Origin of the sequence: Kribbella jejuensis (genome assembly GCF_006715085.1) — a bacterium.
GTDB classification, from domain to species: domain Bacteria; phylum Actinomycetota; class Actinomycetes; order Propionibacteriales; family Kribbellaceae; genus Kribbella; species Kribbella jejuensis.
On record NZ_VFMM01000003.1, the window covers coordinates 511,186 to 537,671 of the forward strand.

Annotated in this window: 21 protein-coding genes; 7 read left to right on the forward strand and 14 right to left on the reverse strand. The window is 69.5% G+C overall.

The window, feature by feature from the left end; genetic code table 11:
- Positions 1-28: 28 nt before the first annotated feature.
- Positions 29-1,159 (forward strand): aminotransferase class V-fold PLP-dependent enzyme, encoded by a 1,131-nt coding sequence (locus FB475_RS30100; protein ID WP_238332525.1) that lies wholly within the window; start codon positions 29-31, stop codon positions 1,157-1,159.
- Entirely contained in the window at positions 1,156-1,788 is a 633-nt protein-coding gene (locus FB475_RS30105) for a class I SAM-dependent methyltransferase (RefSeq protein WP_141860668.1), read from the forward strand. Before FB475_RS30100 ends, FB475_RS30105 begins: the two co-directional genes overlap by 4 nt.
- Here FB475_RS30105 and FB475_RS30110 read toward each other — a convergent pair.
- The 4 genes from FB475_RS30110 to FB475_RS30125 all read right to left on the reverse strand — a co-directional run bounded on the left by FB475_RS30110 (position 1,778) and on the right by FB475_RS30125 (position 7,737).
- The gene (locus FB475_RS30110; protein WP_141860670.1) at positions 1,778-2,629 is read right to left on the reverse strand and encodes a carbohydrate ABC transporter permease; all 852 of its coding nucleotides are present in this window, start codon (positions 2,627-2,629) and stop codon (positions 1,778-1,780) included. The genes FB475_RS30105 and FB475_RS30110 overlap by 11 nt on opposite strands.
- Positions 2,626-3,543, reverse strand: a complete 918-nt coding sequence (locus FB475_RS30115; protein WP_141860672.1) for a carbohydrate ABC transporter permease — start codon at positions 3,541-3,543, stop codon at positions 2,626-2,628. The genes FB475_RS30110 and FB475_RS30115 overlap by 4 nt, the downstream gene beginning before the upstream one ends.
- Positions 3,544-3,548: 5 nt before the next feature.
- Entirely contained in the window at positions 3,549-4,874 is a 1,326-nt protein-coding gene (locus FB475_RS30120; RefSeq protein WP_141860673.1) for an ABC transporter substrate-binding protein, read from the reverse strand.
- 85 nt (positions 4,875-4,959) lie between these two features.
- The gene (locus tag FB475_RS30125) at positions 4,960-7,737 is read right to left on the reverse strand and encodes a family 78 glycoside hydrolase catalytic domain (RefSeq protein WP_238332526.1); all 2,778 of its coding nucleotides are present in this window, start codon (positions 7,735-7,737) and stop codon (positions 4,960-4,962) included.
- Positions 7,738-7,882: 145 nt separating this feature from the next.
- Here FB475_RS30125 and FB475_RS30130 point away from each other — a divergent pair, with 145 nt between their 5' ends.
- Entirely contained in the window at positions 7,883-8,773 is an 891-nt protein-coding gene (locus FB475_RS30130) for a helix-turn-helix transcriptional regulator (protein ID WP_238332527.1), read from the forward strand.
- Here the strand turns inward: FB475_RS30130 and FB475_RS30135 are convergent.
- Complete coding sequence (locus FB475_RS30135) at positions 8,699-9,430, reverse strand: TetR/AcrR family transcriptional regulator C-terminal domain-containing protein (protein WP_141860675.1); 732 nt, start codon at positions 9,428-9,430, stop codon at positions 8,699-8,701. The genes FB475_RS30130 and FB475_RS30135 overlap by 75 nt on opposite strands.
- Positions 9,431-9,519: 89 nt before the next feature.
- Here FB475_RS30135 and FB475_RS30140 point away from each other — a divergent pair, with 89 nt between their 5' ends.
- Entirely contained in the window at positions 9,520-10,701 is a 1,182-nt protein-coding gene (locus FB475_RS30140; protein WP_141860677.1) for an FAD-dependent monooxygenase, read from the forward strand.
- Here FB475_RS30140 and FB475_RS30145 read toward each other — a convergent pair.
- Positions 10,669-11,127: a PGPGW domain-containing protein gene (locus FB475_RS30145; RefSeq protein ID WP_141860679.1), complete on the reverse strand. Its 459-nt coding sequence runs from the start codon at positions 11,125-11,127 to the stop codon at positions 10,669-10,671. The genes FB475_RS30140 and FB475_RS30145 overlap by 33 nt on opposite strands.
- A gap of 191 nt (positions 11,128-11,318) precedes the next feature.
- Here FB475_RS30145 and FB475_RS30150 point away from each other — a divergent pair, with 191 nt between their 5' ends.
- Positions 11,319-11,942 carry a response regulator transcription factor gene (locus FB475_RS30150; protein ID WP_141860681.1) on the forward strand — a complete coding sequence of 208 codons (624 nt, stop codon included), beginning with the start codon at positions 11,319-11,321 and terminating at the stop codon, positions 11,940-11,942.
- On the opposite strand, the gene FB475_RS30155 is transcribed toward FB475_RS30150, so the two are convergent.
- The 6 genes from FB475_RS30155 to FB475_RS30180 all read right to left on the reverse strand — a co-directional run bounded on the left by FB475_RS30155 (position 11,921) and on the right by FB475_RS30180 (position 22,315).
- Positions 11,921-13,636, reverse strand: coding sequence for an ATP-binding cassette domain-containing protein (locus tag FB475_RS30155; RefSeq protein WP_141860683.1), 1,716 nt, complete (start codon positions 13,634-13,636; stop codon positions 11,921-11,923). The two genes, FB475_RS30150 and FB475_RS30155, sit on opposite strands and share 22 nt — an antisense overlap.
- Positions 13,633-15,297: an ABC transporter ATP-binding protein gene (locus FB475_RS30160; protein ID WP_141860685.1), complete on the reverse strand. Its 1,665-nt coding sequence runs from the start codon at positions 15,295-15,297 to the stop codon at positions 13,633-13,635. Before FB475_RS30160 ends, FB475_RS30155 begins: the two co-directional genes overlap by 4 nt.
- Positions 15,294-17,258 carry a prolyl oligopeptidase family serine peptidase gene (locus FB475_RS30165; protein WP_202878605.1) on the reverse strand — a complete coding sequence of 655 codons (1,965 nt, stop codon included), beginning with the start codon at positions 17,256-17,258 and terminating at the stop codon, positions 15,294-15,296. The genes FB475_RS30160 and FB475_RS30165 overlap by 4 nt, the downstream gene beginning before the upstream one ends.
- A 90-nt stretch (positions 17,259-17,348) precedes the next feature.
- On the reverse strand, positions 17,349-17,489 hold the full coding sequence (locus FB475_RS30170) for a SapB/AmfS family lanthipeptide (RefSeq protein WP_141860689.1): 141 nt from the start codon (positions 17,487-17,489) through the stop codon (positions 17,349-17,351).
- Between the two features lie 2 nt (positions 17,490-17,491).
- Entirely contained in the window at positions 17,492-20,050 is a 2,559-nt protein-coding gene (gene lanKC / locus FB475_RS30175; RefSeq protein ID WP_141860691.1) for a class III lanthionine synthetase LanKC, read from the reverse strand.
- A gap of 129 nt (positions 20,051-20,179) precedes the next feature.
- Positions 20,180-22,315, reverse strand: a complete 2,136-nt coding sequence (locus FB475_RS30180; protein WP_141860693.1) for a peptidoglycan DD-metalloendopeptidase family protein — start codon at positions 22,313-22,315, stop codon at positions 20,180-20,182.
- Positions 22,316-22,399: 84 nt separating this feature from the next.
- Between FB475_RS30180 and lpdA the strand changes: the two genes are divergently transcribed.
- Positions 22,400-23,797 carry a dihydrolipoyl dehydrogenase gene (gene lpdA, locus FB475_RS30185; RefSeq protein ID WP_141860695.1) on the forward strand — a complete coding sequence of 466 codons (1,398 nt, stop codon included), beginning with the start codon at positions 22,400-22,402 and terminating at the stop codon, positions 23,795-23,797.
- 52 nt (positions 23,798-23,849) lie between these two features.
- Here lpdA and tsaA read toward each other — a convergent pair whose 3' ends face one another.
- Both tsaA and FB475_RS30195 read right to left on the reverse strand, forming a co-directional pair.
- Positions 23,850-24,263: a tRNA (N6-threonylcarbamoyladenosine(37)-N6)-methyltransferase TrmO gene (gene tsaA / locus FB475_RS30190; RefSeq protein ID WP_141860697.1), complete on the reverse strand. Its 414-nt coding sequence runs from the start codon at positions 24,261-24,263 to the stop codon at positions 23,850-23,852.
- Positions 24,263-24,997 carry a metallophosphoesterase gene (locus tag FB475_RS30195; protein ID WP_141860699.1) on the reverse strand — a complete coding sequence of 245 codons (735 nt, stop codon included), beginning with the start codon at positions 24,995-24,997 and terminating at the stop codon, positions 24,263-24,265. The genes tsaA and FB475_RS30195 overlap by 1 nt, the downstream gene beginning before the upstream one ends.
- 109 nt (positions 24,998-25,106) lie before the next feature.
- On the opposite strand from FB475_RS30195, the gene FB475_RS30200 reads away from it, so the two are divergent.
- On the forward strand, positions 25,107-26,462 hold the full coding sequence (locus tag FB475_RS30200) for a dihydrolipoyl dehydrogenase family protein (protein ID WP_141860701.1): 1,356 nt from the start codon (positions 25,107-25,109) through the stop codon (positions 26,460-26,462).
- Positions 26,463-26,486: the final 24 nt, after the last annotated feature.

Sequence of the window (26,486 nt, forward strand, 5' to 3'; positions counted from 1 at the left end):
GTATGTCAAGGTAGGTAGAGTTGTGGCGGTGACCTTGAGCCCGCGCCCCGACCTGTGGACCCTCGATCCCGGCGTCCTGCACCTCAATCACGGTTCGTACGGGGCGGTGCCACGCCGCACCCAGGAGCTGATGGCGAGCCTGCGGACCGAGATGGACGCCAACCCGATGGTCTGGTTCCGTACCGTCGCCGACCGGCTGACCACGAGCCGCCTGGCGCTGGCGTCGTTCCTGCGGACCGACCCGGCCGGCTTCGCCCTGGTGCCGAACGCGAGCGCCGGCGTCACTGTCGCGCTGCACACGCTGCCGATCCCGGCGGGCAGCCGGATCGTGCTGACCGACCATGCCTACGGCGCCGTCAGGTACGCCGCCGAGCGCTTCGCGCGGGACCGCGGCGCGGAGGTGGTGACGGTCGCGATCCCGCTCGAGGCCGACGACGACACCGTGGTCGCGCTGATCGCGGAGCACCTCGACAACGCCTCCGTCCTGATCGTCGACCAGATCACCTCGGGCACGGCGAAGGTGTTCCCGATCGACGCGCTGGTCGCCGCAGCCCACGACCACGAGGTACCGATCGTGGTGGACGGCGCGCACGCCCCCGCGTTGATCGACGCCCCGGCCGCGGCCGGCGCCGACTTCTGGACCGGGAACTTCCACAAGTGGCCGGCCGCACCGCGTGCGACCGCCGGACTCGTGGTCGCCGAGCGGTGGCGGTCCGCGTCGATGCCGCTGATCGTGTCCTGGTCGGAGTACGACGAGCGGATGCCGGAACGTTTCGACATGCAGGGCACGTACGACTACGTCCCGTGGATCGCCGCGCCCGAGTCGCTCGAGGTCCTCGCCGACCTCGACTGGCCGACGCGCCGCCCGCAGCTGACCGCCCTGGTCGAGGAGGGTGCGAAGGTCCTCGCGAAGGCGCTCGGGACCGGCGTCGCCGAGGTCGGGCACGCGCCGGCCACGATGCGGCTGGTCGAGCTTCCGTCCGGGGTCGACCTGTCCGGCGGCGACATGCTGAAGATGCGGATCTCCGGCGAGTTGAAGGCGGAGATCACGTTCACCGGGTTCGAGGACCGGCAGTTCATCCGGCTGTCGGCGCACGCGTACAACTCACTCGCGGACTACGAGAAACTGTCGGAGGGCCTGCCTAGGCTCCTCGGGTGAACGACATCCAGGGCTCTTACAACACCGCTGCCGCCGACTACCACGCGGTTCTCAGGGACTACCACCAGCACGATCCGTTCGAGCAGGGCGCGCTGGACTACTTCCGTGCGCTGATCGAGGACGGGCCGGTCGGGGATCTCGGCTGCGGGACGGGGCGGATCACCTCGTATCTGGCCGGCCGGGGGCTCGACGTGTTCGGGGTCGATCTGACGCCGGGGATGGTCGAGGTGGCGCGGCAGGAGTATCCGGAGCTGCGGTTCGAGGTCGGGTCGCTGCTCGACCTGGACCTGAAAGACGGCGAGCTGGCCGGAGCGCTCGCGTGGTACTCGCTCGTTCACACACCACGCGAGCAGTTGCCGACAGCGTTCGCCGAGCTGTTCCGGGTGCTGCGACCGGGGGGTGTGCTGGTGCACGGGTTCAAGGTCGGCGTGGGGAGCCGGCCGCTGACCCACGCGTACGGCCACGACGTCGACCTGCAGGTCTACATGTACGCCGCCGACGACGTCGCGGGCCTGCTCGCCGACGCCGGGTTCGTCGAGGTGGCGTCGCTGACGCGCGCGGCCCTGCCCGCCGAGAAGGACGCCGGGCAGGCCGCACACATCGTCCGGAAGCCTGCTGCTACCCCTTGATCGCTCCGGACGTCATACCGGCGACGATCTGCCGGTTGAAGAACAGGAACATGATCAACGGCGGGATCGTGATCAGCAGGATGTTCATGAACAGCAGGTTGTACTGCGTGGAGAACTGACTGTTGAAGTTGTAGAGCGTCAGCTGGACGGTCGCGTTCTGGTCGCCGGGCAGGAAGTACAGGGGGTTGGTGAAGTCGTTGAAGACGGCAACCGACTGGACCACGACGACCGTGACGATCACGGATCTGAGCAGCGGGAAGATCACCCGGAAGAACAGCCCGAGCGGCCCGGCGCCGTCGATGACCGCGGCTTCGTCCAGCTCGCGGGGGATGGTCGCCACGAAGGCCCGGAACAGCAGGATGCAGAACGACAGACCGAAGGCGATCTCGATCAGGATCAGGCCCGGCATCGTCTTGAACAGGCCGAGCTTCTGCAGAACCCAGATCGTCGGCACGACCGCCGGCGGGATGATCAGCCCGGCCAGCACCAGGAAGTTGATGTAACCGTTCCACCGGCTCTTCCGGCGCTGCAGTACGAACCCGGCCATCGCCGCGAGCACCACCATCCCGGTGACGCTGGCGACGGTCAGGATCGTGCTGTTGATGAACGCGATCACCAGCATGTAGTCGCGCGCCTTGACGACCTCGACGAAGTTCTGCACGATCCGGAACTGGTGCGGCCACGAGAAGCTCAGGTCCGCCGACTGCGTCCGGTCCTTGACCGCGGTCAGCACGATGAATGCGAACGGGATGATGAACACCACGATCGACACCAGGATCGCGACCGCGCTCAACGCCCACTTCCGCGCGGGCCGGTGGTTGACGAGTTCCGCCGTACTCACAGGTCCACCTCCTTCCGGTTCAGCGCCCAGGACAGCGGGAGGATGATCGCCGTGACGACGACGAACAGCACGACGTTCCCGGCGGTCGACAGGCCGTAGAAGCCGGCCTGGTACTGCTTGTAGATCACCGACGCGATCACATCCGAGGTGAATCCGGGGCCGCCTCGGGTCATCGCCCAGATCAGGTCGAAGGACCGCAGCCCGCCGATCAGCGACAAGATGATGACGGTCACGGTGGCGGGCCGGGACAGCGGCAGCACGATCCGCCGGAACTGCTGCCACGACCCGGCCCCGTCCACCCGGGCCGCCTCGATGTACTCGCGCGGGATCGAGACGATGCCGGCGATGTAGATCAGGGTGGCCAGGCCGACGCCCTTCCAGACGTCGACCGCGGCCACCGACAGCAGCGCCCACTTCGGATCCGTCAGCCACCCCGGACCCTGGATCCCGATCGCCGCGAGCGACTTGTTGATCAGGCCCTGGTCCGGGTTCATCAGCACGGTGAAGGTCAGCCCGACGCCGATCGTGGAGACCAGCACCGGGAAGAACACCACCGAGCGGAGGTAGCCGCGGGCAACGATCTGCGAGGTCAGCAGCACCGCGAGCAGCAGCCCGAGGACCACCTTCGACCCCGATGTCACGACCGCGTAGATCAGCGTGTTGGTGAAGCCCTTGACCAGCTGCGGCTCCTGGAAGAACAGCTTGAAGTTGTCCAGGCCGATGAACTTCGACTCGAACAGGCTCCAGCGGGTGAGGCTGAAGTACAGCGAGGCGAAGGTCGGGACCAGGAACAGCACGCCGTAGATGATCGCGGTGGGCAGGTAGAACCAGTTCGAGTACGGACGATAGACCTTACTAGCCGTCTTGTTGGCGGTGACAGCCGCTTCGGTTCGTTCCTCTGCGATCACTGCCACCGACCTCACCAGCCTGCCAGTCCGAGCTGTTGTGCCTGCTTCTTGACGTCGTCGTCGTACCGGGCGGCGCCGTCCTTGGCCTTGCGGATCCCGGAGCCGACCTCGACCGTGATCTGCTCCAGCGACGGGCCCTTGACCGGCGACAGGAACTCCAGGGCGAGGCTGGACGCGCCGGGCTTGTCCAGGTATGGCTGCATGTCCTTGATCGCCTGCGGTACGTCGTTCCCGAGGCTGCAGCCCTTGACCGCGTACGGGCCGGTCGGCGCGCCGGCCTTGTTCTGCGAGTCGCAGCCCTCCGGGCTGGCGATGAACGCGAGGAACTTCTTCGCCGCGTCCAGCTTGTCGCCGGTGGTGGTCTTCGGGATGTACACGCCGCCCGGGGTCCACAGCGTCAGGCCGTTCTTGCTCGCGTCGTCACCAGGCAGCGCGAAGAGGCCGACGTTCTTCGCCGCGTCGGGGTAGGTCGCGACCATGTTCGCGACCACGCCGGACAGGATCGGGTAGTGCGCACCCTTGCCGGTGGCAAGCATCTTCAACCCGTCCGGCAGCTTCGCGGAGGCGAAGTCCTTGTTCTCGTAGCCGGCGTCGTGCACCGCCTCGGTGTGCTCGAAGCCCTTCAGCGCGGCCGGGTTGGTCGCGTACTTCGCCTTGTTCGCCGTGTAGTCGTCCGCGAACGAGGGGTCGGCCGCGGAGACGTTGTGGAAGTCACCGAGCACGAACAGCTGCGACGTCCAGGTCTCGCCGTAGGTCTGGATCACCGGGGCGATACCGCCGGCCGCCTTGATCTTGGCGTTGTTGGCCATGAACTCGGCCCAGGTCTTCGGGATCGTCAGGCCGAGCTTCTTGTAGACCGGGATGTTGTACAGCACCGCGCCGCCCATGAAGCCGCCGAACGGTACGCCGTACACCTGGTTGTCTGCGGTCACGGTCTTCTTGAAGTTGTCGTCCAGGTCCTTGATGTAGGGCTGGTCGTTGAGCGACACCAGGTTCTTCTGCGGCGCGATCGCCTGGAACAGCGAACCGGTGTTGTACGCGAACACGTCCGGCATGTCACCCGTCGACAGCCGGGTCTTGACGATGTTGTCGCCTTCGGACCCGGCCGGACGGGTCTCCAGTTTCACCGTGATGTTCGGGAACTTCCCGTGGAAGTCCTTGGCGATCTGCTCGCCCTCCTTCACGTCCTGGTCCTGGTTGCCGATCAGGTACGTGAGTTCGATCGAGCCGTTGCCTCCGGAATCGCTCGAGCCGAGACTGCCCGCGCTGCAGCCTGCGAGGGTGAGAGAACAGACAGCCAGCAGTGCGAGTCCGCTGGCTCCTGGGCGGAACCTCATCGTGACCTCCAAAAGGGGGATGTGTGTCGCAGCGGGGCGGTCAGGGCTGGGATTTCAGACGGTTTCAGACAGTTTCAAAGTGGTTTCAGAAGTGCAGGAAGGCGCGGAGTGCGGTCTTGACCGCGTCGGCCTCCGCGGGCTCGGCGAGCGGGCCGGCCGGTCGGTCGAGGAAGCGTTCGAGCCGGCCGGCGAGCTCGGCGTCGTCGGCGACGAGACCGGTCTCGACCGCCGCGGCCGCCAGCGCCGTCCAGATCGGTGGATTGTCGACGACCTGGCGGAGCGTCGCGTCGGCCGGGAGGGCGGGCGTCTCGGCACACGGATCGTCGACGGTCCACTCGTGCGTACCGTGCCCGACCTCGACGACATCCAGCCCCGGTACGTCGACCGTGGCGCGGGCGCCGACCGGGACGGTGACCGTCAGCGAGACGTGGCCGTCGGCTCGGGTCCAGGCGACCGATGCCTCGCCGTACGGCGTCAGGTGCTTCGCGGAGGCGTTCGTCAGCTGATCGGTGAACAGCGGCCGTACGTCGATGCTCTTGTAGCCCGGCTCGGCCGGCGCGAGGCCCGCGACCCGCCGGTGCATCCAGTCGGCGACCGCGCCGAGCGCGTAGTGGTTGAACGACGTCATCTGGCCGGGGTTGATGCTGCCGTCGGGCAGCATGCTGTCCCAGCGCTCCCAGACCGTCGTCGCTCCCATCGTCACTGCGTACAGCCAGGACGGGCAGCTTGTCTGTAGCAGGAGGCGGTAGGCCAGCTCAGAATGACCGGTATCGGCCAACGCGTCCGCGATCAACGGCGTTCCGACGAAACCGGTACTGATCCGGAAGCCCGACGTGCGGACCAGGTCGGCCAGCCGCTCACCGGCCCGCTGCCGCTGGTGTTCGGTCGGCAGCAGCGCCCACTGCAGCGCGAGTGCGTAGTTCGTTGCCGAGTCGCTCAATACCCGGCCGCCCTCGGTGGCGTACTCGGCCGCGAACGCCTGCCGGACGCGCGCCGCCAGGTCGGCGTACTCGCGGGCGAGATCGGTCTGCCCGACCACCTCGGCGGCCTTGGCGACCACCTCGGCCGATCGCGCGAGGTGCGCGGTCGCGAGCACGTCCGGGTCGGCCTTCGCCCGGAACGGGTTGTCCGGCGGGGCGGTCGGGTCGAGCCAGTCACCGAACTGGAAGCCGCCGGACCAGAGCAGGTCGCCGCCGGCCAGATCGGCCATCTTGTCCACCCAGGCGCGCATACTCGGCAGCTGCCGGGCGAGCAGCCCGGCGTCGCCGGTGCGCTCGTACAGCACCCAGGGCACGATCGTTGCCGCGTCACCCCATGCGGCTGTGGCCGGCCCCTCGTCGCGGAGCACGTCCGGGACGACGAACGGCACCGAGCCGTCCTTCTGCTGCTCGGCGGCGAGGTCCGCGAGCCAGTTGGTCAGGAACCCGGCGGTGTCGAACAGGAAGGTCGCGCTGGGGGAGAAGACCTGGATGTCACCGGTCCAGCCCAGCCGCTCGTCGCGCTGCGGGCAGTCGGTCGGTACGTCGACGAAGTTGCCGCGCATCCCCCAGACCACGTTCTGGTGGAACTGGTTCAGCAGCTCGTTCGACGACTCGAACCAGCCGGTGCGCTGCAGGTCGCTGCCGATCACGATCGCCTCGAGGTCTTCCGTGCGCAGATCGGTCACGCCGTTCACCTCGGCGTACCGGAAGCCGTGGAAGGTGAGCGGCGAGTCCAAGGTGACCTCGTCGGGGCCGGCCAGGATGTAGGTGTCGGTGGCCTTCGCGGTGCGGAGGGGGCGGACGCCGAGTTCGCCGTGCTCCAGGACCTCCGCGTGCCGCAGGACGATCTCGTCTCCGGCCTGCTGACCGCGGACCTTGAGCCGGACGCGGCCGACCAGGTTCTGGCCGAAGTCGACGAGCGTCTTGCCGGACGGCGAGGTCGTGATCTCGACTGCGGGCAGGACATCGGTGATCCGGACCGGCGGGCCGTCCGGCGCGACCAGCAGGGTGAGGTCGGCGTCGAGTACGTCGACCGGCGTGGGTTCGCCGGGCTGCCTGCGCAGGTCGGTGGTCTGGCCGTCGTACAGGTCGTCGGCGGTGACGTTGCTCTCCCGGGACGTCCAGGTGCCGTCGCTGCCGTAGGTGTGGAGCTGCCCGTCCTCGGTGGTGACCTCGAGTTGCGCGAGGACGGCGAGGCGTTCGCCGTACAGCTGCTTCTGGTCCCGGAAGCCGATCCGGCCGCGGTACCAGGCGTTGCCGAGGAGGAATTCGAGCGTGTTCTCACCAGGCCGGACAAGCTCGGTCACGTCGTAGGTCTGGTAGCGCAGCCGGTACTGGTACGACGTCCAGCCGGGCGCGAGCTCCTCGGTGCCGACGCGCTGCCCGTTCAGTTCGGGCAGGTAGATGCCGTGCGCGGTGGCGTACAGGCGGGCCTTGACGATGCCGTCCGGGAGGTCCGCCGTACCGGCGACCAGCGGGGCGGGCGAGCCGTGCGGGTTGTCGCGCGGACTGACGAACCGCGCGGACCAGTCGTCGTGCGAGAGCAGCCCGGCCTCGACCGACGCGGGCTCGCTCCAGTCGCTCCACTCCTCGTTACCGCGGACGCGGACTCGGACCTGTGCAGTTTCCCGGGAGGCGAGCGGGTCGGCCGGCCAGGGCACCAGGACCTGGTCGGCGGACTCGACGGTGAAGACCTGGGTGGTGTCGCGGGCGATCTCGATCTCGTACGCCGTCTGCGCGTAGCCGGCGTCGGCGGCCGGGACCTGCCAGGAGATCCGCGGGCTCGCGGTACCGATGCCGGCCACCGGAGCCGGACGGTGCTCGAAGCGGAGGGAGGTGGGTGCGGCGGGGTGCGACATGTGACTCCAACCGATGGGATTCATCAAGACGGGATGAAACGATTCAGAGGATGTTCCGATCCTGCGACCAGCGCCCGGCGGCTGCTAGCCCGATGTGCACTCGCTCTAGCACGATCTGCACCTCGGCTCGTACCGTGAGCTCGTGTCGGAAATGGCAGACGAGCCGGTCATGACGCGCGGAACCGTGCTGCACTTCGTCGAAGGGACGGTGGTGCACGCGGGTAAACACCTGCACCAGCAGAGCCATCCGCTGCACACGCACAGCTTCTTCGAACTCGCTCTGGTCACGGAGGGTGAGGGCGTTCATCACAGTCTCGCGGGCCGTCAGCGACTCCGGCCGGGGGACGCGATCCTGCTCCGGCCCGGGGTCTGGCACGAGTACGTCGACTGCGACTCGCTCGAGGTCTACAACTGCTGCTTCTCGGCCGACCTGGTGCGCCGCGAACTGGCCTGGGCACGCGAGGATCCGCTGCTCGGATACCTGTTGTGGACCGGCCCGTTCTCCGCGCAACGCCGCGGAATGCTGGCCACGCATCTCGGTCCGGACAGCGTGCAGGAGGCCGTCGGGCACCTCGACGGACTGCGCCGGCTCCGCAACCAGCCGCTCAGCCGGCACCGCGGCGCGGTGATCGGCTGGCTGTCGCTCTACCTGAACTGCGTCGCGCGAACGGTCGCGGACCGTGACCAGCGCAGCGAGTCCACCCATCCCGCGGTCGTCGACGCGATGCGGATGATGGAGGCCGACCCGGCCCGGCACTGGACGCTGAGCGACCTCGCCGGCGAGCTGCACCTCGCCCCGGGCTACCTGGTCCGGCTGTTCAAATCGGTGACCGGGCTACCGCCGATGGCGTACCTGTCCCGGCACCGCGTCGAGCTGGCGGCCGACCGGCTGCTGCACACGGATCTGCCGATCCACCGGATCGGGGAGTCGGTCGGTTGGCCCGACCAGAACTACTTCGCCCGCCGCTTCAAGTCCGCCTATGGGCTACCTGCGTCGCTCTACCGACAACGTTTCAATTCGGTCCGGCACAGCTATCCGGCTCTTGACGAGAAGCTCTAGGCCGTCCAGGATTCGCTGCAGCCCGAACTCGAGGCCCTGGTTCTCGCTGCCGGCCGACGTGCTCATCGCGGCGACGAGGTGCGGGAAGCGGGCGGCCTCGGTCGTCATGATCTCGGCGAGCGACTGCTGCATGTCCTGCTCGGTGAGGCCCTGGGTGTGGCCGGGGAAGGTCGTGGACTGCTGCGCGATGTTCCGGACGTGGCTGGTGATGACGAGGATCGAGTCCAGCTGCTCACCACCGGTCAGGCCGGTGTCGGTCAGGGCGCCGAGACCGCGCTCCATCCAGGCGAGTTCGTTCGGGCCGAGGAGCCGGCGGCCGATCGTGGACTGCAGTAGCCAGGGGTGCCGGGTGAACCCTTCGTACAGGTCGAGGGCCCAGGCGTGGAGCGCCTCGCGCCAGGGCTTGTCCGGTGCTGCGGGTGGGGCACCCATGGCCAGGTCGCTCATCACCGCGACGAGCTCGGTCTTGCCGGGGACGTAGCGGTACAGCGCCATCTTGGTCACCGGCAGGTCGCCGGCGACGCGCTGCATCGAGACCGCGTCCAGACCCTCGGCGTCCGCGATCGCTATCGCGGCCTCGGCGATCTCGGTCAGCGTGATCGCCGGCTTGGGACCGCGGGATCGCGGCGGTTCCTTTCCCCAGAGCAGCTCGGTCATGGGTCTCCGTCCGGAATTCGGCTTGAACTGTGTCTACCATACACATTACTGTGTCCGGCAGACACAGTTACTGATGCGAGGAGACGATCATGCGGGTGCTGGTTTCGGGTGCGAGCGTGGCGGGGCCGTCGGTGGCGCTCTGGCTGGGCCGGGCGGGGCACGACGTGACGGTGGTGGAGATCGCGCCCGCGCTGCGGCAGGGCGGGTACGCCGTGGACTTCCGCGGCGAGGTGTTCACCACGGTGCTGGACCGGATGGGCGTGCTCGGGGACCTGCGCGCGCTGCAGACCGGTGGCAGTGCGATGCGGTTCGTCGACGCCTCGGGCCGCCGGCTGATGCGGTTGCCGGCCGAGTTCGCGGGCGGCGAGCTGGAGGTACTGCGGGCCGATTTGTCGCGGGTGTTGTACGAGCACAGTCGCGAGCAGGCGACGTACCGGTTCGGGGACTCGATCGCGGCCCTGCACGAGCACGCGGACGGCGTCGACGTCCGGTTCGAGAGCGGGATCGAGGAGACGTACGACCTGGTCATCGGCGCGGACGGGATGCATTCCGTCGTACGGCGGCTCGCCTGGCCTGCCGCGCAGGTGGTGGAGCGGCACCTGAACTACTACGTCGCCGGCTGGGAGGTGCCGAACACGCACGGGATCACCGGCGACTCGCTGATGTACAACGTGCCGGGCAAGTTGGCGAGTGTGGGCGCGGACCGCCGCGATCCGGCGCTGGCGCAGACGCTGTTCGTGTTCAAGTCGCCGGTGCTGGAGTACAACCGGCGAGACCTGGACCAGCAGAAGGCGATCATCGCCGAGCAGTTCCGCGGGCTCGGCTGGTACGTACCCGAGCTGCTCGAAGCGTTGCCGGCGGCAACCGAGTTGTACTTCGACTCGATCAGCCGGGTCCGCGTGGACCGGTGGTCGACGAACCGGATCGTGCTGCTCGGCGACGCCGGGTACGGCGCGACGTTCGGCGCGCTCGGCACCGGTACGGCGGTTGTCGGTGCCTACGTACTGGCGGGTGAGCTGGCGCGGGCCGACCTCCGGACGGCGTTCGACCGGTACGAGGCGACGCTGCGGAAGGCGGTGTCGACGACGCAGGACGGCAGCCGGGCGGGGACCTTCCTGGCGCCGGCCACGCGGTTCGGGATCAGCGCGCGGAACAAGATTCTGAACCGGCCGTTCCTCCTCAACCAGATGCTCAAGATGGCGCAGAACATGAGCGAGCTGATCGAGCTCCCGTCGTACTCAACCGAGCAGCGGAAGATCGTTCAGCCATGACTCCCAGGCGTCGGGCAGCCACCCCGGAACGCCGAGGACGCCCATGTAGAGCCAGATCGCGACCAGCACACAGGCGAACAGCGCGATCGTGCCGAGCGCCTTGAGCCAGGCGGGCTGCTTGCCGGTCCAGGCGGTGAGCGCCTTCACCCAGTCCTTGACCCGGTACAGCAGCCGCTGCGCCCATTCGAACTCGCTGGCCAGCACGGCGAGCCCCGCGATGAACAACGGGATCCCGCCCGGTCCCGGCAGCCAGCCGGTCAGCGGGGCGGCGATGAGCAGCAGCCCACCGACCACGCCCACACCGACGCGGTAGAACATCAGTTTCCTGGGGTTTTCCCGGATCCGGCGCCGCCACTCCCACCGGTCGTCCGCAGCGTCCAGGGTGATGTTGTCGTCGGTGCGGTCGGGATCCTGTTTCTCGGCCACGGCACCACCCTACGTGCTGTCCGGTGAGCGGTCCGGAGTTTCTTTGATCCGGGCAAGCAGTTCGCCCGACCGGTAGAGGAAACCAGCGTTTGAACGCGTGACATTCTCAATCGTTGGCTTCACACTGGCGTCACCGATCGGGACTCGACCGGCACTTTTCGTGACCGGCCGGTCTCCAAATCGCTGATCCGATGCCATGGGGGGCGGGGGACGTGGTCCGAGTCGTACTCGGGCACCACAGTGCGCTGCTGCGGGGAGCGTTGGCGACTGTGCTGGCCCAGGAACCAGGAATGGAGGTACCGGCCGAGATCGACAAGGTCGGTGACGTGCTGGAAGCTGCCGCCCGGACGGGACCACAGGTGCTGGTTCTCGACGCGGAGCTGGCCGGCGAACTGGTGATGCATGAGCTGTGCGGCGCCCTGGCCGGTGCCGGCGTGCTGGTGCTGATCGACCCGGGCACCGTGCACGGCGCGCACCTGGAGCTCGCGCGGCAGGTGCCACGCGTCGGTTTCATCGCGACCGACGCCTCACCGGCCGAGCTGGTGGCGGCGGTGCGCAGCGTCGCGAACGGCACACCGGTGATCGACCCCGCGGTGGCGCTCGCGGCGCTGCGGGCCGAGCACAATCCGCTGACCGTGCGGGAGTGCGAGGTACTGCGCCTGGTGTCGACCGGCGCGACGGCGCAGGAGATCTCCCGGAAGCTGAACCTGTCGACCGGCACGGTTCGCAACTACCTGTCGCACATCCTCGCGAAGGTGGGCGCCCGGAGCCGGATCGAGGCGGTCCTGAAGGCTCAGGATGCCGGCTGGATCTGATCGTCCTCGTGCTGCGCGGGTTGCTGCCAGTGGCCGAGAAGCTCGCGGTAGAGCGGAGACATCCGCAGCAGCGTGCTGTGCCGACCGAGCGCCGCTTCGGTGCCGTCGAGGACGAGGATGCGGCGGGCCCGTAGGGCGGAGCTGATCCGGTGCGCGATCACGATCAGCGTCCCGGGCCGGGCAGCGAAGGCTTCCTCGGCACACCGCTCGGCGTCGGGGTCCAGGTGGCAGGTCGCTTCGTCGAGTACGGCGATCGGCGCCGGCGAGAGGTACGCCCGGGCCAGCGCGATCAGCTGCCGCTCACCGGCGGACAGTTGGGCCGGGTGAATCGTTGCGGGCAGCCCCCCGAGCCTCGCGACCAGGGCGCCGGCGGCGACGGCCGAGATTGCCCGTTCGAGCTGGGCGGCGGTCGCGTCCGGAGCCAGGTAGCTGACGTTTTCGGCGACGGTCCCGGAGAAGACATATGCCTCCTGCGGGATCAGGACACGGGTTCGGGCCAGTAGCTCGGTCGACAGCTGCCCGGGTGGGACCCGGCCGAGCACGATGCGGCCCTGGGTCGGCGGCAGCAGTCCGCAGATCAGCGCGGCGAGGGTGGACTTGCCGATGCCGCTCGGGCCGACGACGGCCAGATGGTCGCCTTCGGGCACGACGAGATCGAGCCGGTGCAGGACCGGTTCGGCGTGCGCGCCGTACGCGAACGACACCTTTTGCAGTCGCGCCTGGTGCCCGTGCGGCACGGCCGCGAGCGAGGGCTGCTCGGGCGGCGGTCCGCTGTCGAGGATGCGGCCGAGCGTGACGACGTACCGCAGGCCACTGTCGCCGAGGGCGGACATGACCGTGCTCAGCGCAGGCTGGAGGCCGAGGAGCACGTAGGTGAGCCCGCCGAGGAGCGTGCCGGTGCTCACGCCGCGGCCGGCGAGCCAGGGGCCGAGCGCCAGCAGGAGCAGCAGCGGCAGCCAGCCGCCGAGGGCGAAGCAGAGCATCCGCAACGCGGCGACCTTGGCCAGCGCCCGCTCCGCGGTGGCGTGTGCCTCGATCGGTTCGCCGACCCACGCCGCGGTGAAGTCTTCGGCGCCGGCCGCGGTGATGTCGCGGACCCCGGCGAACGCCGTACCGGCAGAGGTGGTCAGCTGCTCGTCGGCGGCCAGTGATGCCTCGACCCGGTGTGCGGCCTTGCCGAGGATTCCCAGCGAGGCGGCGAAACCGAGCAGGAACGGCGGTACGACGAGCAAGGCGATCACAGGCGCGAGGGACAACAGCCCGCTCAGCACCGCGACCACGGTGACGAGGAAGTTCCGGATCACCAGGATCAGACCGGCGTAGGTGTCCCGAACGATCTCGACCTGCCGGTTCAGCCGCGACACCGCACCGTCCGTCCGCTCACCCGTGACGCCGCGACGCAGCGCACCGCCGACCACCCTGCGAACCAGTTCGTCGCGCACCGGCTCGACCAGGTCGCCGAGCCTGCGGTAGACCTGGCCGGCGCCGACCGCGCCCAGTGCGGCGGCCGCGACCAGGCCTCCGAGCCACCCCAGTCCGGCCGCGGATCGACCGCCGAGGAAGGCGTCGGTCGCGTGGGCGACCGCGAGACCGTACCCCATGGTCGGCAGGATCTCCGGCACCGACCAAGCGGCCAGCAACAGCGCCGGCCGCCGCCGCAGCGCGGCGACCCCGAAGCGCAGCTCGCGCCTCATCCGAAGATCTCCCGGTACGCCGCCGCCCGCCACAGGCTCGTATGCGGACCGACGCCGCGGACCTGCCCGTGGTGCAGCCAGACGACCAGGTCCGCCCGAGCCGCGGTGGCAACCCGGTGCGTGACGATCAGCCGGGTTCGGTGCAAGCGATCCTCGGTCAGGGTCCGGTTGATCTCCATCTCGGTCGCGGTGTCCAGACTGGACGTGGCGTCGTCGAGGACCAGCAGCCGGTCGGCATGCCAGGCGCGGGCGAGTCCCAGCCGCTGCCGCTCACCGCCCGACATCGGTGCCTCGGGCAACGGAGTCCGGTAGCCGTTCGGTAACCGGCTGGCGTAGTGGTGCGCGTGGGTCGCGCGGGCGGCGGCGAGCAGCCGGACCGGCGAGAGCCGCCCGGTCGAGATCGCGTCGGCCACCGTGCGCCCGACGAGGACCGGCCGTTCGAACGCGCATCCCACCGCCTGGCGCAGTGCGGCCCGGTGCAGTGCCTTCAGCGGTACGCCGTCGAGCAGCACGAGCCCGGAATCGGGGTCACGCAGGCGGGCGGCGACCGCCGCGAGCACCGACTTGCCGGCACCGCTCGCGCCCACGACCGCGATCGTGGCCCCACCGGGCAGGTCCAGCGTGACGTGGTCGAGGAGCGTCACGCCGTCGGCCACCACGGTGACGTCGTCGAACTCCAGCCGGCCAGGGCCCGGCGGCAGCCGCAGGCCGCCGTAGGCCAGGGGTTCGACGGCCAGGATCTCGGCGCTGCGGTGTACGCCGGCCCGCGCCCGGGCCAGCTCGCCGAGCAGACCGGTCAGGCTGCCGAGGCCTGCCCCGATGACGGCGTACTGCGAGGCGGCGAACAGTTCGCCCGCCGTGATCCGGCCCGCGACCAGCTGCAGACCACCGATCGCGAGGACCGAGATCAGGACGAGCGGCCCGATCAGGGCGGCCTGCGCGCCCGAGCGGGCGAGCACGGTCCAGGTCAGGCGCCCGTTGCGGTGCAACTCCGGCAGGAACTGGAGGATCCGCCGCTCCTCCCGTTCCACAGTGCCGCCTGCCGCGATCGTGCGGATGCCGTCGAGCGCCTCGGTGAGCAGCGCGGCGATCCGGCCCTGCGTCTCCTGGTAGGCCAGGCTGATCTCGGTCGTCCGGCGGGCGAAGACCCACAGCACCACGATGACCAGCAGGACACCGCCGAAGAAGGCGGCCGCGAGCGACACGTCGATGCGCGCGAGCAGCACGAGGCTGCCGACCGGAGGCGCCGCCGCGGCGATGGCTGTGACCACGGTGGGACCGGCCTGTGCGGCGTCGCTCGCGCTGCCGGACACGCGGCTGACGAGATCACCGGTTTCGAACCGGCGCGTGCCCTCGGGTCCGCCTGTGAGCACCCGGCCGACGAGGCGGTGCCGCAGCCAGGCGGTGGTTCCGGCGACACAGGCCGTACCGGCGAACGCGTCGACCAGGGAACTCGCGATGCCGAGGGCGATCAGGAGGCCGGCCAGTGTCAGCCAGCCGTTCACTGTGTGGCCGGAGGCAATGGCGTCGACGGCGCGGCCGAGCACGGTCGGCAGGGCGAGCGTGACTCCGCTCCCGAGCAGCGCGGACAAGCCGATCAGCGGCAGCCAGCTTCGGCCGTGGCGAGCCGCCGCGGCGAAGGTGAGGGCGGGCGCGCTCATCTGGTCAGCCCGGTGTGCGCGGCGAGGAACGCCAGCAGGTCGGCGGCGAGGGCGACCCCGCGGCTGACTGCCGAGGAGCCGTGCCCGCGGCCGTCCTCGGAGCGCAGCAGGACCGGTCGCGAACCGTCGGTCGCGTGCTGGAGCGCAGCGCACATCTTCCGCGCGTGCATCGGATCCACCCGCGTGTCACCACCGAACACGGTGAACAGGACCGCGGGATAATCGTTGCCCTCAGCAACATGGTGGTACGGCGAGTAGGCCAGCAGGTCCCGGAACTGGTCCGGATCCTCGACCGAACCGTACTCCGGGATCCAGGACGCCCCGAGGCCGAAGTACTGGTACCGCAGCATGTCCAGAACCGGCGCCGAACAGACGGCTGCCGCGAACAGCTCAGGTCGTTGCGTCAAGGCCGCGCCGACCAGCAACCCGCCGTTCGACTCCCCGCAGATACCGAGTTGTGCGGGCGTCGTCCAGCCGTCGGCGATCAGCGTCTCGGCTGCCGCGACGAAGTCGTCGAACACCCTCTGCTTGTTGTGCAGCCGGCCGGCCCGGTGCCAGGTGTCGCCTTCCTCGCCGCCGCCACGCAGGTTGGCGGTGACGAACACCCCTCCTGCCTCGATCCAGGCGAGGGTGAACGAGGAGTACGTCGGGGTCAGCGGCTGCCCGAATCCGCCGTACCCGTACAGGATCGTCGGCCGCGGAACCTGCGGTCCGGGCGCGGCGAGGACGAGCATCCGGATCGGAGTGCCGTCGGCCGAGCGGTAGACGAGTTGTCGGGCTTCGGTCCTCGGTACGTCGACCGTCCCGGGCGGCACGGCCCACACCGCGGTCTCGCCGGTGCGGGCGTCGTACCGGTACACGCTCGCGGGGGTGACGCTGTCGGTGTAGCTGAACCAAACCTCGTGACCGCCCTCCGGGCGCGCGGTCAGCGATCCGATCGACCCGAGACCGGGCAGCGCCACGTCGCCGAGGCGTTCCCCGGTCCGCAGGTCGTGCACGGCGAGCTCGCCGATCGTGTACCGGGTCCTGGCGACCACGAGAAGATCGTCGAGGATGGCGATCTCGCTGAGTGGCGCCTCGGGATCCTCGGGGACCAGTTCGTGCCAGTCCGCCGGCCGAAGCGGATCACCGACACAGATCCGCCCCGCCGGAGCGCCGGCAGTGGTCACGACGTAGAGCCGGCCGTCGCGGCCCACGGTCGGTGCGGTCCGCGCGTCGACGCCTTCCTGCACGACCGAAAGCGTGAAAGTCTCCGACACCTCGGCGAGCCAGACGTCGTTGCGCGCGCCGTCCGCCGCCGAGATCGCCAGCCATCGTCCGTCGGCGCTGATCTCCAGCCCGTACGTCGCCTCGCGGGTGAGCACCGGGGTGCTGCCGGAGCCGATCCGGTGCAGCCAGACCTGCCGGTCGCGAACGAAGTAGAAGGCGCGACTGTCGGGCAGCCACGCGACGGGGGAGTAGCGGCAGCGGTCGATCGGGCCGTCGAGCACCTGGCCGGTGCCGGTGCCCATGACGTAGAGGCTGGATTCCTCCGTGCCGCCGCGCGACAGCTGGAACGCCAGCAGGCTCCCGTCGGGCGACGGCTGCCAGTGGTCGAGCGTTGTCCCACCGGTGGGATCGAGCGCCATCGGGTCGATCAGGGCCTGGTCGGCGACGTACAGGACCGGATGATCCTGCCGGGCTGTCCGGCGCAGCACGAAGGGCCGCTCACCCCGCCACACCGGCGGAGTCACCATGCCGACGTCGCTGAAGCGCGCGACCTGGGCCCGGAAGCGGTAGCGGTTGGTCAGTTCCGCGGCGTGCGTGAGCCAGAGCTCGTCCTGCGCGGCCTGCCAGGCGAGGGTGCACGGGTCGGCCGGGTTCTCCAGCCAGCGGTACGGATCGGCAACGACATGGCCGTGCAGCCGGTCGACGGTCGGCCGTCGATCGGCGGCGGGATACCTGAGGCCAAGGGTGCGCACGGGATCCTTCCCCGGTCCGATGCCCGGGCAGCAAAGCCGGCACCAAACATCACAGCCGGCAGCTGTCCGGAGCATCGAACCTACTGTCGCTCAGTGGCAAAGAACGACGCTGAGGTTGCTGGGACGCTGCGAACCGCAGCCGAGCACAGTCAGCGTGCTGCCGCCACCACCGCCACTGCCACCGCCACAACTGCCGGGGGCCTGCAGACCTTGAAGGTCGAGAAGCGCCATGTCTACACCTCCTTCCGCACATCGGTCGGGCTCGGACCACTCGCCGCGGTCGGGGGTCCGAAGAACGGAAGAGCGCCCGGCTGCTCGTGCAGCGCGGCGCCCAGAGCCAGCAGGATCCCGGCCGAACCGGTGGCCAGGTCCATCGAGAGCCGGAGGAGTTGATTCCCCGGGAAGGCCAGCCCGTCGGCATACGGCAGTGCGTGCCAGGCAAGTCCGCGGATCAGGTCGGTGGTCTCGTCGCCGGTGAGCGCCGCCGCCGCGATCAGGCCGGCGCGACCCATGAACAGTCCGGGCTGGACGAAGTATCCACAGCGATCGACCCGCTGGAGCGCCGCGAGGTCTTCGGCGAGTTCGCCGTCGTGACGATGGCGCAGGTAACGGTCGAGGACGAGCGCGATGCCGGCTGAGCCCTGCTCGAGGTACGGAAGTGTTCGCCAGCCCTGGTTGACCTGGAGCGTGCCGGCCTCGTCGCGGACGCACCGGCGCAGATCCTGCCGGATCGCGGTCTCGGCGAGGTCGAGCAGTCCGGGGTCCCCGGATCGCTCGTACGCGTGCAGGAACAGCAGCGCGGGTCCCGAGGATCCGAACATCAGCCCGGCGCGTGGGTTTCCTTCACCGCTGATCTCCGGCACGTCGTCGACCCGGCCGAGCCGGTCGGCGACCAGGTCGATCACCCTTGTCGCCGCGGCGCGCAGGCCGGGTTCGTCCGCGAAGTGCAGGAGGTTCAGCCCGATCCCGGCCAGGCCCGAGTGCAGCCCGAGCTCGTTCGACTCCAGCGGCATCGCCAGACAACGATCCAGCGCGTCGAGTGCGTCCTCGCGATAGCCGAGTTCGGCAAGAACGTGGGCGACGCCGTGCAGACCGTCGTACAGACCGAGGCCGATCGCCGGGTCCTGGGCATGCTTGCGAAGCCAGTCGTCGTACTCCGGGAAGCGGCCCGCGCCGGTGCGGTCGAGCGCGTAGAGCACGCCGGCGGCTCCGTATGCGAGGTTGACACCACCGCCTGGCCGGAACTGCGCGACGTCGCCGGGGAAGAGGCGGTCGTCGCGGTCCGGGGTGGCGGCGGCCACGATCGCGCGGGTGATCGCGGCGCGGACGTCGGCCCAGGGCGCCCGGCCGGGCATCGGCAGGCCGGACGGCAGCCGGTCCGGCCGCGGTACGCCGGTGATGGTCGCGACCGCACGCCCGATAGTTGCCTCGGGCACCGGGAACGTCTCGGTGACGAGGTCCGCGAGCTGCTGTGCCTTGCCCGGATGGACCTGTAGGAGCGTCGTCGTCTGTGGGGCGAAGAGGCCGATGGCGAGACAGGCCAGCGCGTAGCGGTCAGCTTCGACACCCTTGCGGCCCGGGGGAGCGACGTACCCGGGATGCGCCAGCGCGGAGTGCGCCTGCTGCCCGGCCAGGGTGGCGACCTCGAAGTCGATCAGCACCAGGCGGTCGTCGACGCTGATCAGGATGTTGTCCGGATGCAGGTCGCCGAAGACCACGCCGCGCTCGTGCAGGCTCTGGATCGCGCGCTCGACCCGATCCAGCATCGCGACGGCCCAGTCGGTGTACTCCTGCAGGGCAGTGGGGGACGGATCAGGGCGGGTGAGCGGGTAGCGTCCGACGACCAGCCGTTGCAGCGGGCTCGCGTCGATGAACTCCTGCACCAGGAAGTGGTGGTCCCCGAGGACGAAGTAACCGTGCGCAGCCGGGACGACGTCCAGGCCGCGCAGCCGCTCGAGGATCGCCCGTTCGTGCTGGATCCGCGCGACCGCGTCCCGGCGGTCGACGTCGAGCCCGGCCAGCGGCCGTCCCTCCTTCAGTACGACGCGCGCCTGCGTGTCCCGGTGGTGGCCGAGATAGACACCACCGCCGTTGGAGAACTGGATGACGCTCTCGATCTCGTACTCCAGCTCGTTGGTGGTGACCGCGTTGCGGGCGGCCAGGTGGGTCTCGAGGAACGACGGCAGCCGCACCCAGGGCGGCGTCGCGAAGACGGGTCCGCGGACATCCGGAACGAGCCGGCCGGTCGGGTCCTCGACGGCCAGGACGCGCTCGCCGGTCTCGGACAGGCAGTGCCGCTCGGTGAAGGCGCCGTACCGGACGAAGAGTGGGCCGTCGGCGTACCGGAGGTCGCTGAGGATATACGGGCCGCGGATGCCCACGAGCTGCTCGTCGAGCTCCTTGAGCACGAGCTCGAGCTGCGCCTCGTCGGACGGATAGACGGTGACGAGCTTGCCGCTCGACCCGCGGACGGCGGCCTTCGAGTTCATCATCACCATGACGGCTTCGCTGCGCAGGAACTTGAACGGGAGGCCGCGCCGGACGCAGTAGTCCCAGACCGTGCTCAGCGTCCGGTCGGCGTCCTCGAGACCGGACGACACGTGGATCTTCCAGCCCTGGGGCGGCAGCGACATCGCGCGTGGTGCGTAGTGCATCCACAGGTCGCCGGCGACGTGGTCCCAGCCGTCCGGGACCGGTCGCGCGCAGACGGCGAAGTCCGGGTGCTCGACTCCGTGGGCCGGGACGTCGTAGAAGTACCGGTCGACGAGACAGTAGAGCTCGTACTGCTCCATCGCCATCCTCCACGAATCGTCGGACGCCTCGCCGACATCTTCGGAAAGTCAGCGTCCGTGCGCGTAGTGAATGGCGTCACCAGTTTGCGGTGAGAAGTGCGTGGCCGTACTCACGCGTACGTCACACGATTACGAGTTCACCGGGTTCCCGAACTCCCAGTGCCACGGCTCCTCGCGGTTGCGGCCCGGCTCGGCCCAGGCGGGGTGCAGCCAGCCGTACGACGGGGCGTGCGCCTTCATCCACAGGTACTGGGCGGTGTTGTACTTGTCGATGCCGCCGCACAGGTCGACCGCGACGCCCCAGCCGTGGTTCGACGTACCCGGGAGGGCCGCCAACGAGGGCTTGCGCTGGTACAGGCTGACCTGGGACGCGTACGAGCGGTAGGAGTCCGTGATGCACAGGGTCCTGCCGAACTGCGCGCGGTAGGCCGCAGCGAGTTTCAGGTACGCCGCGGCGGCGTCGCAGCGGAGCATGTGACCGGCCCCGATCGCGCACAGCTTGTCGGCCGGGATCATGCCGTTGCTGTAACCGCCCCAGCCGGTGCTGGCCGAGCCCGTAGCCAGGAACGGCATCGGGTTCACCGGGTCGCCGCCGAGCCGCACCTCGAAATGCAGGTGCGGTCCGGTCGTGTTTCCCTTGTCGCCGACGGCACCGATCTGCTGTCCGGCGGTCACCTGCTGGCCTTCGGTCACGTCGACCCGGCTCAGGTGCGCGTACAGCGTTTCCAGGCCGTTGCCGTGGTCGATCCGCACCAGGTTGCCGGCCCAGGCCGGGTGCTCGATCCGGACCACGCCGGACGTGACGGCGCGCACCGGCGTACCGATCGGGGCCGGGAAGTCCTGCCCGGTGTGGAAGCCGGACGACCACTCGGAGCCGGCCTGACCGAACGGCGTACCGATCTCGTAGGTGCCGTCCGGCAGCGGCCAGGTCCAGGCGCCCGAGCCGACGTCGTACGACGTGGCGGTGTTGCCGCAGCGGAACGAGTACGCCTCGGAGGTCGCGACCGGCGCCACCTGCGGCTTGCTGGGAGCGCCGAGCGTCGGGCGAAGAGCGGCGTACAGGTTGTCGGGGACACTCGTGACGACGACCGCACCCTTCGACTCGTCGGCGGCGATCATCTGGTTGTCGTCGAGCGCGATGCCGATGTGCACGAGGCCGTACGACCGGCTGCCCATGATCAGCAGGTCGCCGGGCTGGATCTGCGTGGTCGGCACGGCCTGGTAGTCGGGGTAGACCTTGCCGACCAGGTTCGGGAGTGTGGTGTACGGCTCCCACGCGACGCGGGCCGCGCCAAGGCAGCCGTACTTGTCGGGGCCGGTCGCGGCCACGCCGTACGGCTTGCCGACGAGGCTGAAGGCCTGGTTGACCGCGCGGATGGTCTCGGCGGACAGCACCCGGACGGTCCGGCCGGATGCTGTGACGGATGCCACGCCGGGCACGGCGGCACCACGGCGGGTGAGCGGCGCGAGGCCGGCCGGGAGCTTGGCCGGGTTCTTGAGTACCGCGGCGGCGGGGGGAGTGACCTTCGCTGCGGCGAGCTCGGTGAGGTACGTCTTCCACTGGGCGAGGGCCTGTGCGTCGCGGACCGTCTGCAGCTGTTGCGAGACCCCGGAAGCCACGTCGAGGTCCGCGGTCTGGTCGGCCATCATCGCGGAGGCGTCGGCGGCCTTCTGCTGGACCTGCTTGCTCAGCTCCTGCGCCTTCGCGGCGGCCTCGTTCGCGGCCGCGCGCTTGGTGACCGCGTCCTCCTTCAGCCGGTTCGACTCCGACTCGGCGGCCAGGGCGGTGTTGTACTGCGAGACCTGCGTGCTGCCGAGCTGGACGATCGCGGTCTGCCGGTCGGCGATCTCCTGCAGGTTCTCCGCGACCGGGGCGAGCGACCACAGGAGCGATTCGGTTCCCATCACGGTCGGGATGCCGAGCTGGTACGCCTGCGCGGTGATCACCCCGAGGCGGTGGCGCTCCTTGTCGGCGCGGCTCTTCGACGTACTGGCCGTGGCCTCGGCGGCCTTCGCGGCGGCCTCGGCGCTCTGCGCTTCCTTGAGGGCCTTCGTGTAGGCGATCGTGGCCTTCGCGAAGTCGGCCTGGACCGCGGCGGCCTCGGCCTGGAGCTGCTCGAGCGACCGGTTCACGTCGGTGACGGAGGCGGGTGGCGGCTGGGAGGCGGTGGGCGTGGGGTCATCGGCGTACGCCGGTAGTGCCACGGCCGCCAGTAAGGTGCCGATTGCCGCGAAACGCAGCCCTCGGCGCTTCCCCAGATGCATCCATCCCCCATGTAACTCGCCTCACGCGATAGCCCAGCGTAGGCGTCGTACGGTCCTTACGGAACCCCGGCTAGCATTCACCCCATGGCCTCGCACTTTGACGTTGTTGTCCTCGGCGCGGGTCCGGGTGGGTACGTCGCGGCGATCCGCGCTGCCCAGCTCGGCCTCAAGACCGCCATCATCGAGAAGAAGTACTGGGGCGGTGTCTGCCTGAACGTGGGCTGTATCCCGTCCAAGGCGCTGCTGCGGAACGCCGAGCTGTCGCACATCTTCCGGACGGAGGCGAAGACCTTCGGCATCAGCGGAGAGGTCAGCTTCGACTTCCCGACCGCGGTGCAGCGTTCCCGCAAGGTCGCCGACGGCCGGGTCAAGGGCGTCCACTTCCTGATGAAGAAGAACAACATCACCGAGTTCGACGGCTGGGGTTCGTTCACCGACGCGAACACCCTCGACGTGACGCTGAACGACGGGTCGTCCGAGACCGTCACGTTCGGCTCGTGCATCGTCGCGACCGGCGCGACCACCAAGCTGCTGCCGGGCACCCAGCTGAGCGACCGCGTGGTGACCTACGAAGAGCAGATCCTGACCGAGGAGCTGCCCGGCTCGATCGTGATCGCCGGCGCGGGTGCGATCGGCGTCGAGTTCGCGTACGTGCTGGCGAACTACGGCGTGAAGGTGACGATCGTCGAGTTCCTCGACCGGATGGTCCCGCTGGAGGACCCGGAGGTCTCCAAGGAGCTCGCCAAGGCGTACAAGAAACTCGGTGTCGACGTCCTGACCTCGACCCGGGTGGACTCGATCGACGACTCCGGCGCTTCGGTGAAGGTCACCGTGACCGGCAAGGACGGTGTCCAGAAGACGATCGAGGCCGACAAGGTCATGCAGGCGATCGGCTTCCAGCCGCGCGTCGACGGGTACGGCCTGGACAAGATCGGGGTCGCGCTGACCGAGCGCGGCGCGATCGGCGTGGACGGCTTCTGCCGGACCAACGTGCCGAACATCTTCGCGATCGGCGACGTGACCGCGAAGCTGATGCTCGCGCACGCGGCCGAGGCGATGGGCGTGATCGCCGCCGAGACGATCGCCGGGCACGAGACGATGGAGCTCGACTACGCGATGATCCCGCGGGCGACGTTCTGCCAGCCGCAGATCGCCAGCTTCGGCTACACCGAGGAGGAGGCTCGCAAGCTTGGCCACGACGTCAAGGTCGCCAAGTTCCCGTTCACCGCGAACGGCAAGGCCCACGGCCTCGGCGACCCGACCGGCTTCGTCAAGGTGATCAGCTCCGCGAAGTACGGCGAACTCCTGGGCGCGCACCTGATCGGCCCGGAGGTCACCGAGCTGCTGCCCGAGCTGACCCTGGCCCAGAAGTGGGACCTGACCACCAAGGAACTGGCCCGCAACGTCCACGCCCACCCCACCCTGAGCGAGGCCCTCCAAGAGGCCTTCCACGGCCTCGAAGGCCACATGATCAACTTCTGACCCGCTTCACCTGACACCGGCGGCAGATCCTTCTGCCGCCGGTGTCGTTTTTCTAACGCTCGGAGATGCCGCCCAGTACGGGTTTGACGTCGACGATCGGGGTGCCGTCGAGGGCTTCCAGGTCGCTGACGCGGACTCGCAGGCCGTCCACCTCCAGTACCTGTACCCGGTGCAGGCCGAGTGGATTGGGGCGGTCCGGCGACCTGGTGCTGAAGACGCCGGTCGCCGGGCGCGTCGCATCGCCCCGCGGGTGCACCTTCTGTACGTCCCGGTCGGCGCGGTCGAACCAGCTGATCAGGATCAGCTCATCACCGACGCCCAGGTCCGCCAGCGCCTCGGTCACGCTGGCTTCGAACACCACCCAAGCAGCCGGCGCGCCTTCGTCCCCCTGCCGGGGCGCGTCCGCACGCTCCCGCAGTTCGGACTCCACCCGCGCGATCGGTCGCAGGACCAGCTCGGCTGTCATCACAAGCTCCTGTAGACGGTGTGGAGAGGTTCTTCGGCGGTGTAGGCGTGGAAGGCGAGGCCCGGGTCGGCCGTGAGGTCTACCAGCGACTCGGTCTGCGGCTCGAAGGGGAGGCGGACAGTCGAGCGGATACCGGGAGCGCCGCGCACGGGCAGGCCGGCGAAGGTGGTGGTGATCGCGTTGTGCACGTGGCCGGTGAGGAGCGCGGTGACGGGTTTGCCTTCCAGGACCTTCGCGAGATCGTCGGGGTTCTCGAGCTTCCACTGGTCCATGACGGGGTGGTGGAGTTCGAACGGTGGGTGGTGCATGGCGACGAAGAGCGGGCCGTCCACCGCATGGGTGAGGGTGGTTTCGAGCCAGGCGAGCGTGTCGTCCGACAGGTAGCCGTGGTCTTTGCCTTCGACGGTCGAGTCGACCAGGACGAAGCGGGCCTGGCCGACGTCGCGGACCTGGTTGACCGGGTGGCCGCTGGCGTGATCCGGCTCGGTGAGCAGGGCCCGGAACGGCTGGCTGACGTCATGGTTGCCGGGGAGGACCAGGGTCGGTACGTCGAAGGTCAACTCACGCGCGACCTCGACGTACTCCTCGGGCAGGCCGTGGTCGGCCAGGTCGCCGGTGACCAGGACGACGTCGACGGTTGACGAACGGACGTACGACGTGACGCGCCGGAGGCGGTCGCGCGCCTGCTCGGAGCCGTCGAGGTGCGGGTCACTGAGGTGCGCGATGACGTACATGGTCAGCAGATTAGCCGCAGGCCGCCCGGCGGAGAGTGTCTGCTTACGGTGTGGTGACGCGCCGGGGTGGGGTTTGGTCCGGGTCTGGTGGTCTGAGAGATTTGGGCTCATGGCTGAACAGGTTGATGTGGTCGTGGTCGGGCTCGGTGTCGGCGGCGAGGAGACGGCCGGCCGGCTGGCGCAGGCCGGGCTGCGGGTGGTCGGGATCGAGTCCCGGCTGGTCGGCGGCGAGTGCCCGTACTACGGGTGCATCCCGAGCAAGATGATGATCCGGGCCGCGAACCTGATCGCCGAGACCCGGCGCGTGGACGGCATCGCGGGTACGGCGACCGTGCAGCCGGACTGGGCGCCGGTGGCGAAGCGGATCCGCGAGGAGGCGACCGACACCTGGAACGACCAGGTCGCGGTCGACCGGCTGGTGAACAAGGGCGCCACCGTGATCAAGGACGTCGCGACGGTCACCGGCCCGAACACCGTCCGCGCCGGCGACATCGAGTACGAGGCGGCCCGCGGCATCGTGATCGCGACCGGCACCGTGCCCTCGATCCCGCCGATCGACGGTCTTGCCGGTACACCGTTCTGGACCAACCGCGAGGCGATCGAGGCCGAGACGCTGCCGGCCTCGCTGCTGATCCTCGGCGGCGGCGCGATCGGGATGGAGCTGGCGCAGGTGTTCGCGCGCTTCGGCGTCCAGGTCACGGTCGTCGAGGGCGCCCCGGAGGTGCTGGCCATGGAGGAGCCGGAGTCCGGTGTGCTGGCCCGGGAGGCGCTCAAACGCGACGGCGTGACGTTCCACCTCGGTGCGCACGCGCAGCAGGTCGGGTACGCCGGCGGCGCGTTCACCGTCACGCTCGCGAACGGTACGTCGGTGACCGGCGAGAAGTTGCTGGTGGCAACGGGCCGCCGGGTGGCGACCGCGGACCTCGGCATCGACAAGCTCGGCCTGGACCCGAGTGCGCGCCGGATCGAGGTCGACGAGCACGTCCGCGCGGGCGACAAGGTGTGGGCGGTCGGCGACGTCACCGGCGTCGGCGCGTTCACGCACAACGCGATGTACCAGGCCGACATCGCGGTCCGCGACATCCTGCAGGAGCCGGACGCCCCGACCGCGAGCTACCACGCGATGCCGCGGGTGACGTTCACCGACCCGGAGATCGGGGCCGTCGGGATGACCGAGAAGCAGGCCCGCGAGGCCGGCCTGAACGTTCGTATCGGCTCGACCCCGATCCCGGCCTCGACCCGCGGCTGGATCCACAAGGCCGGCAACGAGGGCTTCATCAAGGTCGTGGTGGACGCCGACCGCGGCGTCCTGGTCGGCGCGACCAGCGCGGGCCCGACCGGTGGCGAGGTGCTCAGCGCGCTGGCAGTCGCGGTGCACGCCGCCGTACCGGTGAAGACGCTGCGGCAGATGATCTACGCGTATCCGACATTCCATCGAGCCATCGGTGAGGCACTGAAGTTCTAGTTGCGAACCAGTCGCAACTAGCTC

Coding starts and splice junctions, on each gene's coding strand:
- FB475_RS30120 (WP_141860673.1), bottom strand. CDS start 4,874: ATGAGGTTCCGCCCAGGAGCCAGCGGACTCGCACTGCTGGCTGTCTGT.
- FB475_RS30125 (WP_238332526.1), bottom strand. CDS start 7,737: ATGAATCCCATCGGTTGGAGTCACATGTCGCACCCCGCCGCACCCACC.
- FB475_RS30130 (WP_238332527.1), top strand. CDS start 7,883: ATGACGCGCGGAACCGTGCTGCACTTCGTCGAAGGGACGGTGGTGCAC.
- FB475_RS30135 (WP_141860675.1), bottom strand. CDS start 9,430: ATGACCGAGCTGCTCTGGGGAAAGGAACCGCCGCGATCCCGCGGTCCC.
- FB475_RS30140 (WP_141860677.1), top strand. CDS start 9,520: ATGCGGGTGCTGGTTTCGGGTGCGAGCGTGGCGGGGCCGTCGGTGGCG.
- FB475_RS30150 (WP_141860681.1), top strand. CDS start 11,319: ATGCCATGGGGGGCGGGGGACGTGGTCCGAGTCGTACTCGGGCACCAC.
- FB475_RS30155 (WP_141860683.1), bottom strand. CDS start 13,636: ATGAGGCGCGAGCTGCGCTTCGGGGTCGCCGCGCTGCGGCGGCGGCCG.
- FB475_RS30160 (WP_141860685.1), bottom strand. CDS start 15,297: ATGAGCGCGCCCGCCCTCACCTTCGCCGCGGCGGCTCGCCACGGCCGA.
- FB475_RS30170 (WP_141860689.1), bottom strand. CDS start 17,489: ATGGCGCTTCTCGACCTTCAAGGTCTGCAGGCCCCCGGCAGTTGTGGC.
- lanKC (WP_141860691.1), bottom strand. CDS start 20,050: ATGGAGCAGTACGAGCTCTACTGTCTCGTCGACCGGTACTTCTACGAC.
- FB475_RS30180 (WP_141860693.1), bottom strand. CDS start 22,315: ATGCATCTGGGGAAGCGCCGAGGGCTGCGTTTCGCGGCAATCGGCACC.
- lpdA (WP_141860695.1), top strand. CDS start 22,400: ATGGCCTCGCACTTTGACGTTGTTGTCCTCGGCGCGGGTCCGGGTGGG.
- tsaA (WP_141860697.1), bottom strand. CDS start 24,263: ATGACAGCCGAGCTGGTCCTGCGACCGATCGCGCGGGTGGAGTCCGAA.
- FB475_RS30195 (WP_141860699.1), bottom strand. CDS start 24,997: ATGTACGTCATCGCGCACCTCAGTGACCCGCACCTCGACGGCTCCGAG.
- FB475_RS30200 (WP_141860701.1), top strand. CDS start 25,107: ATGGCTGAACAGGTTGATGTGGTCGTGGTCGGGCTCGGTGTCGGCGGC.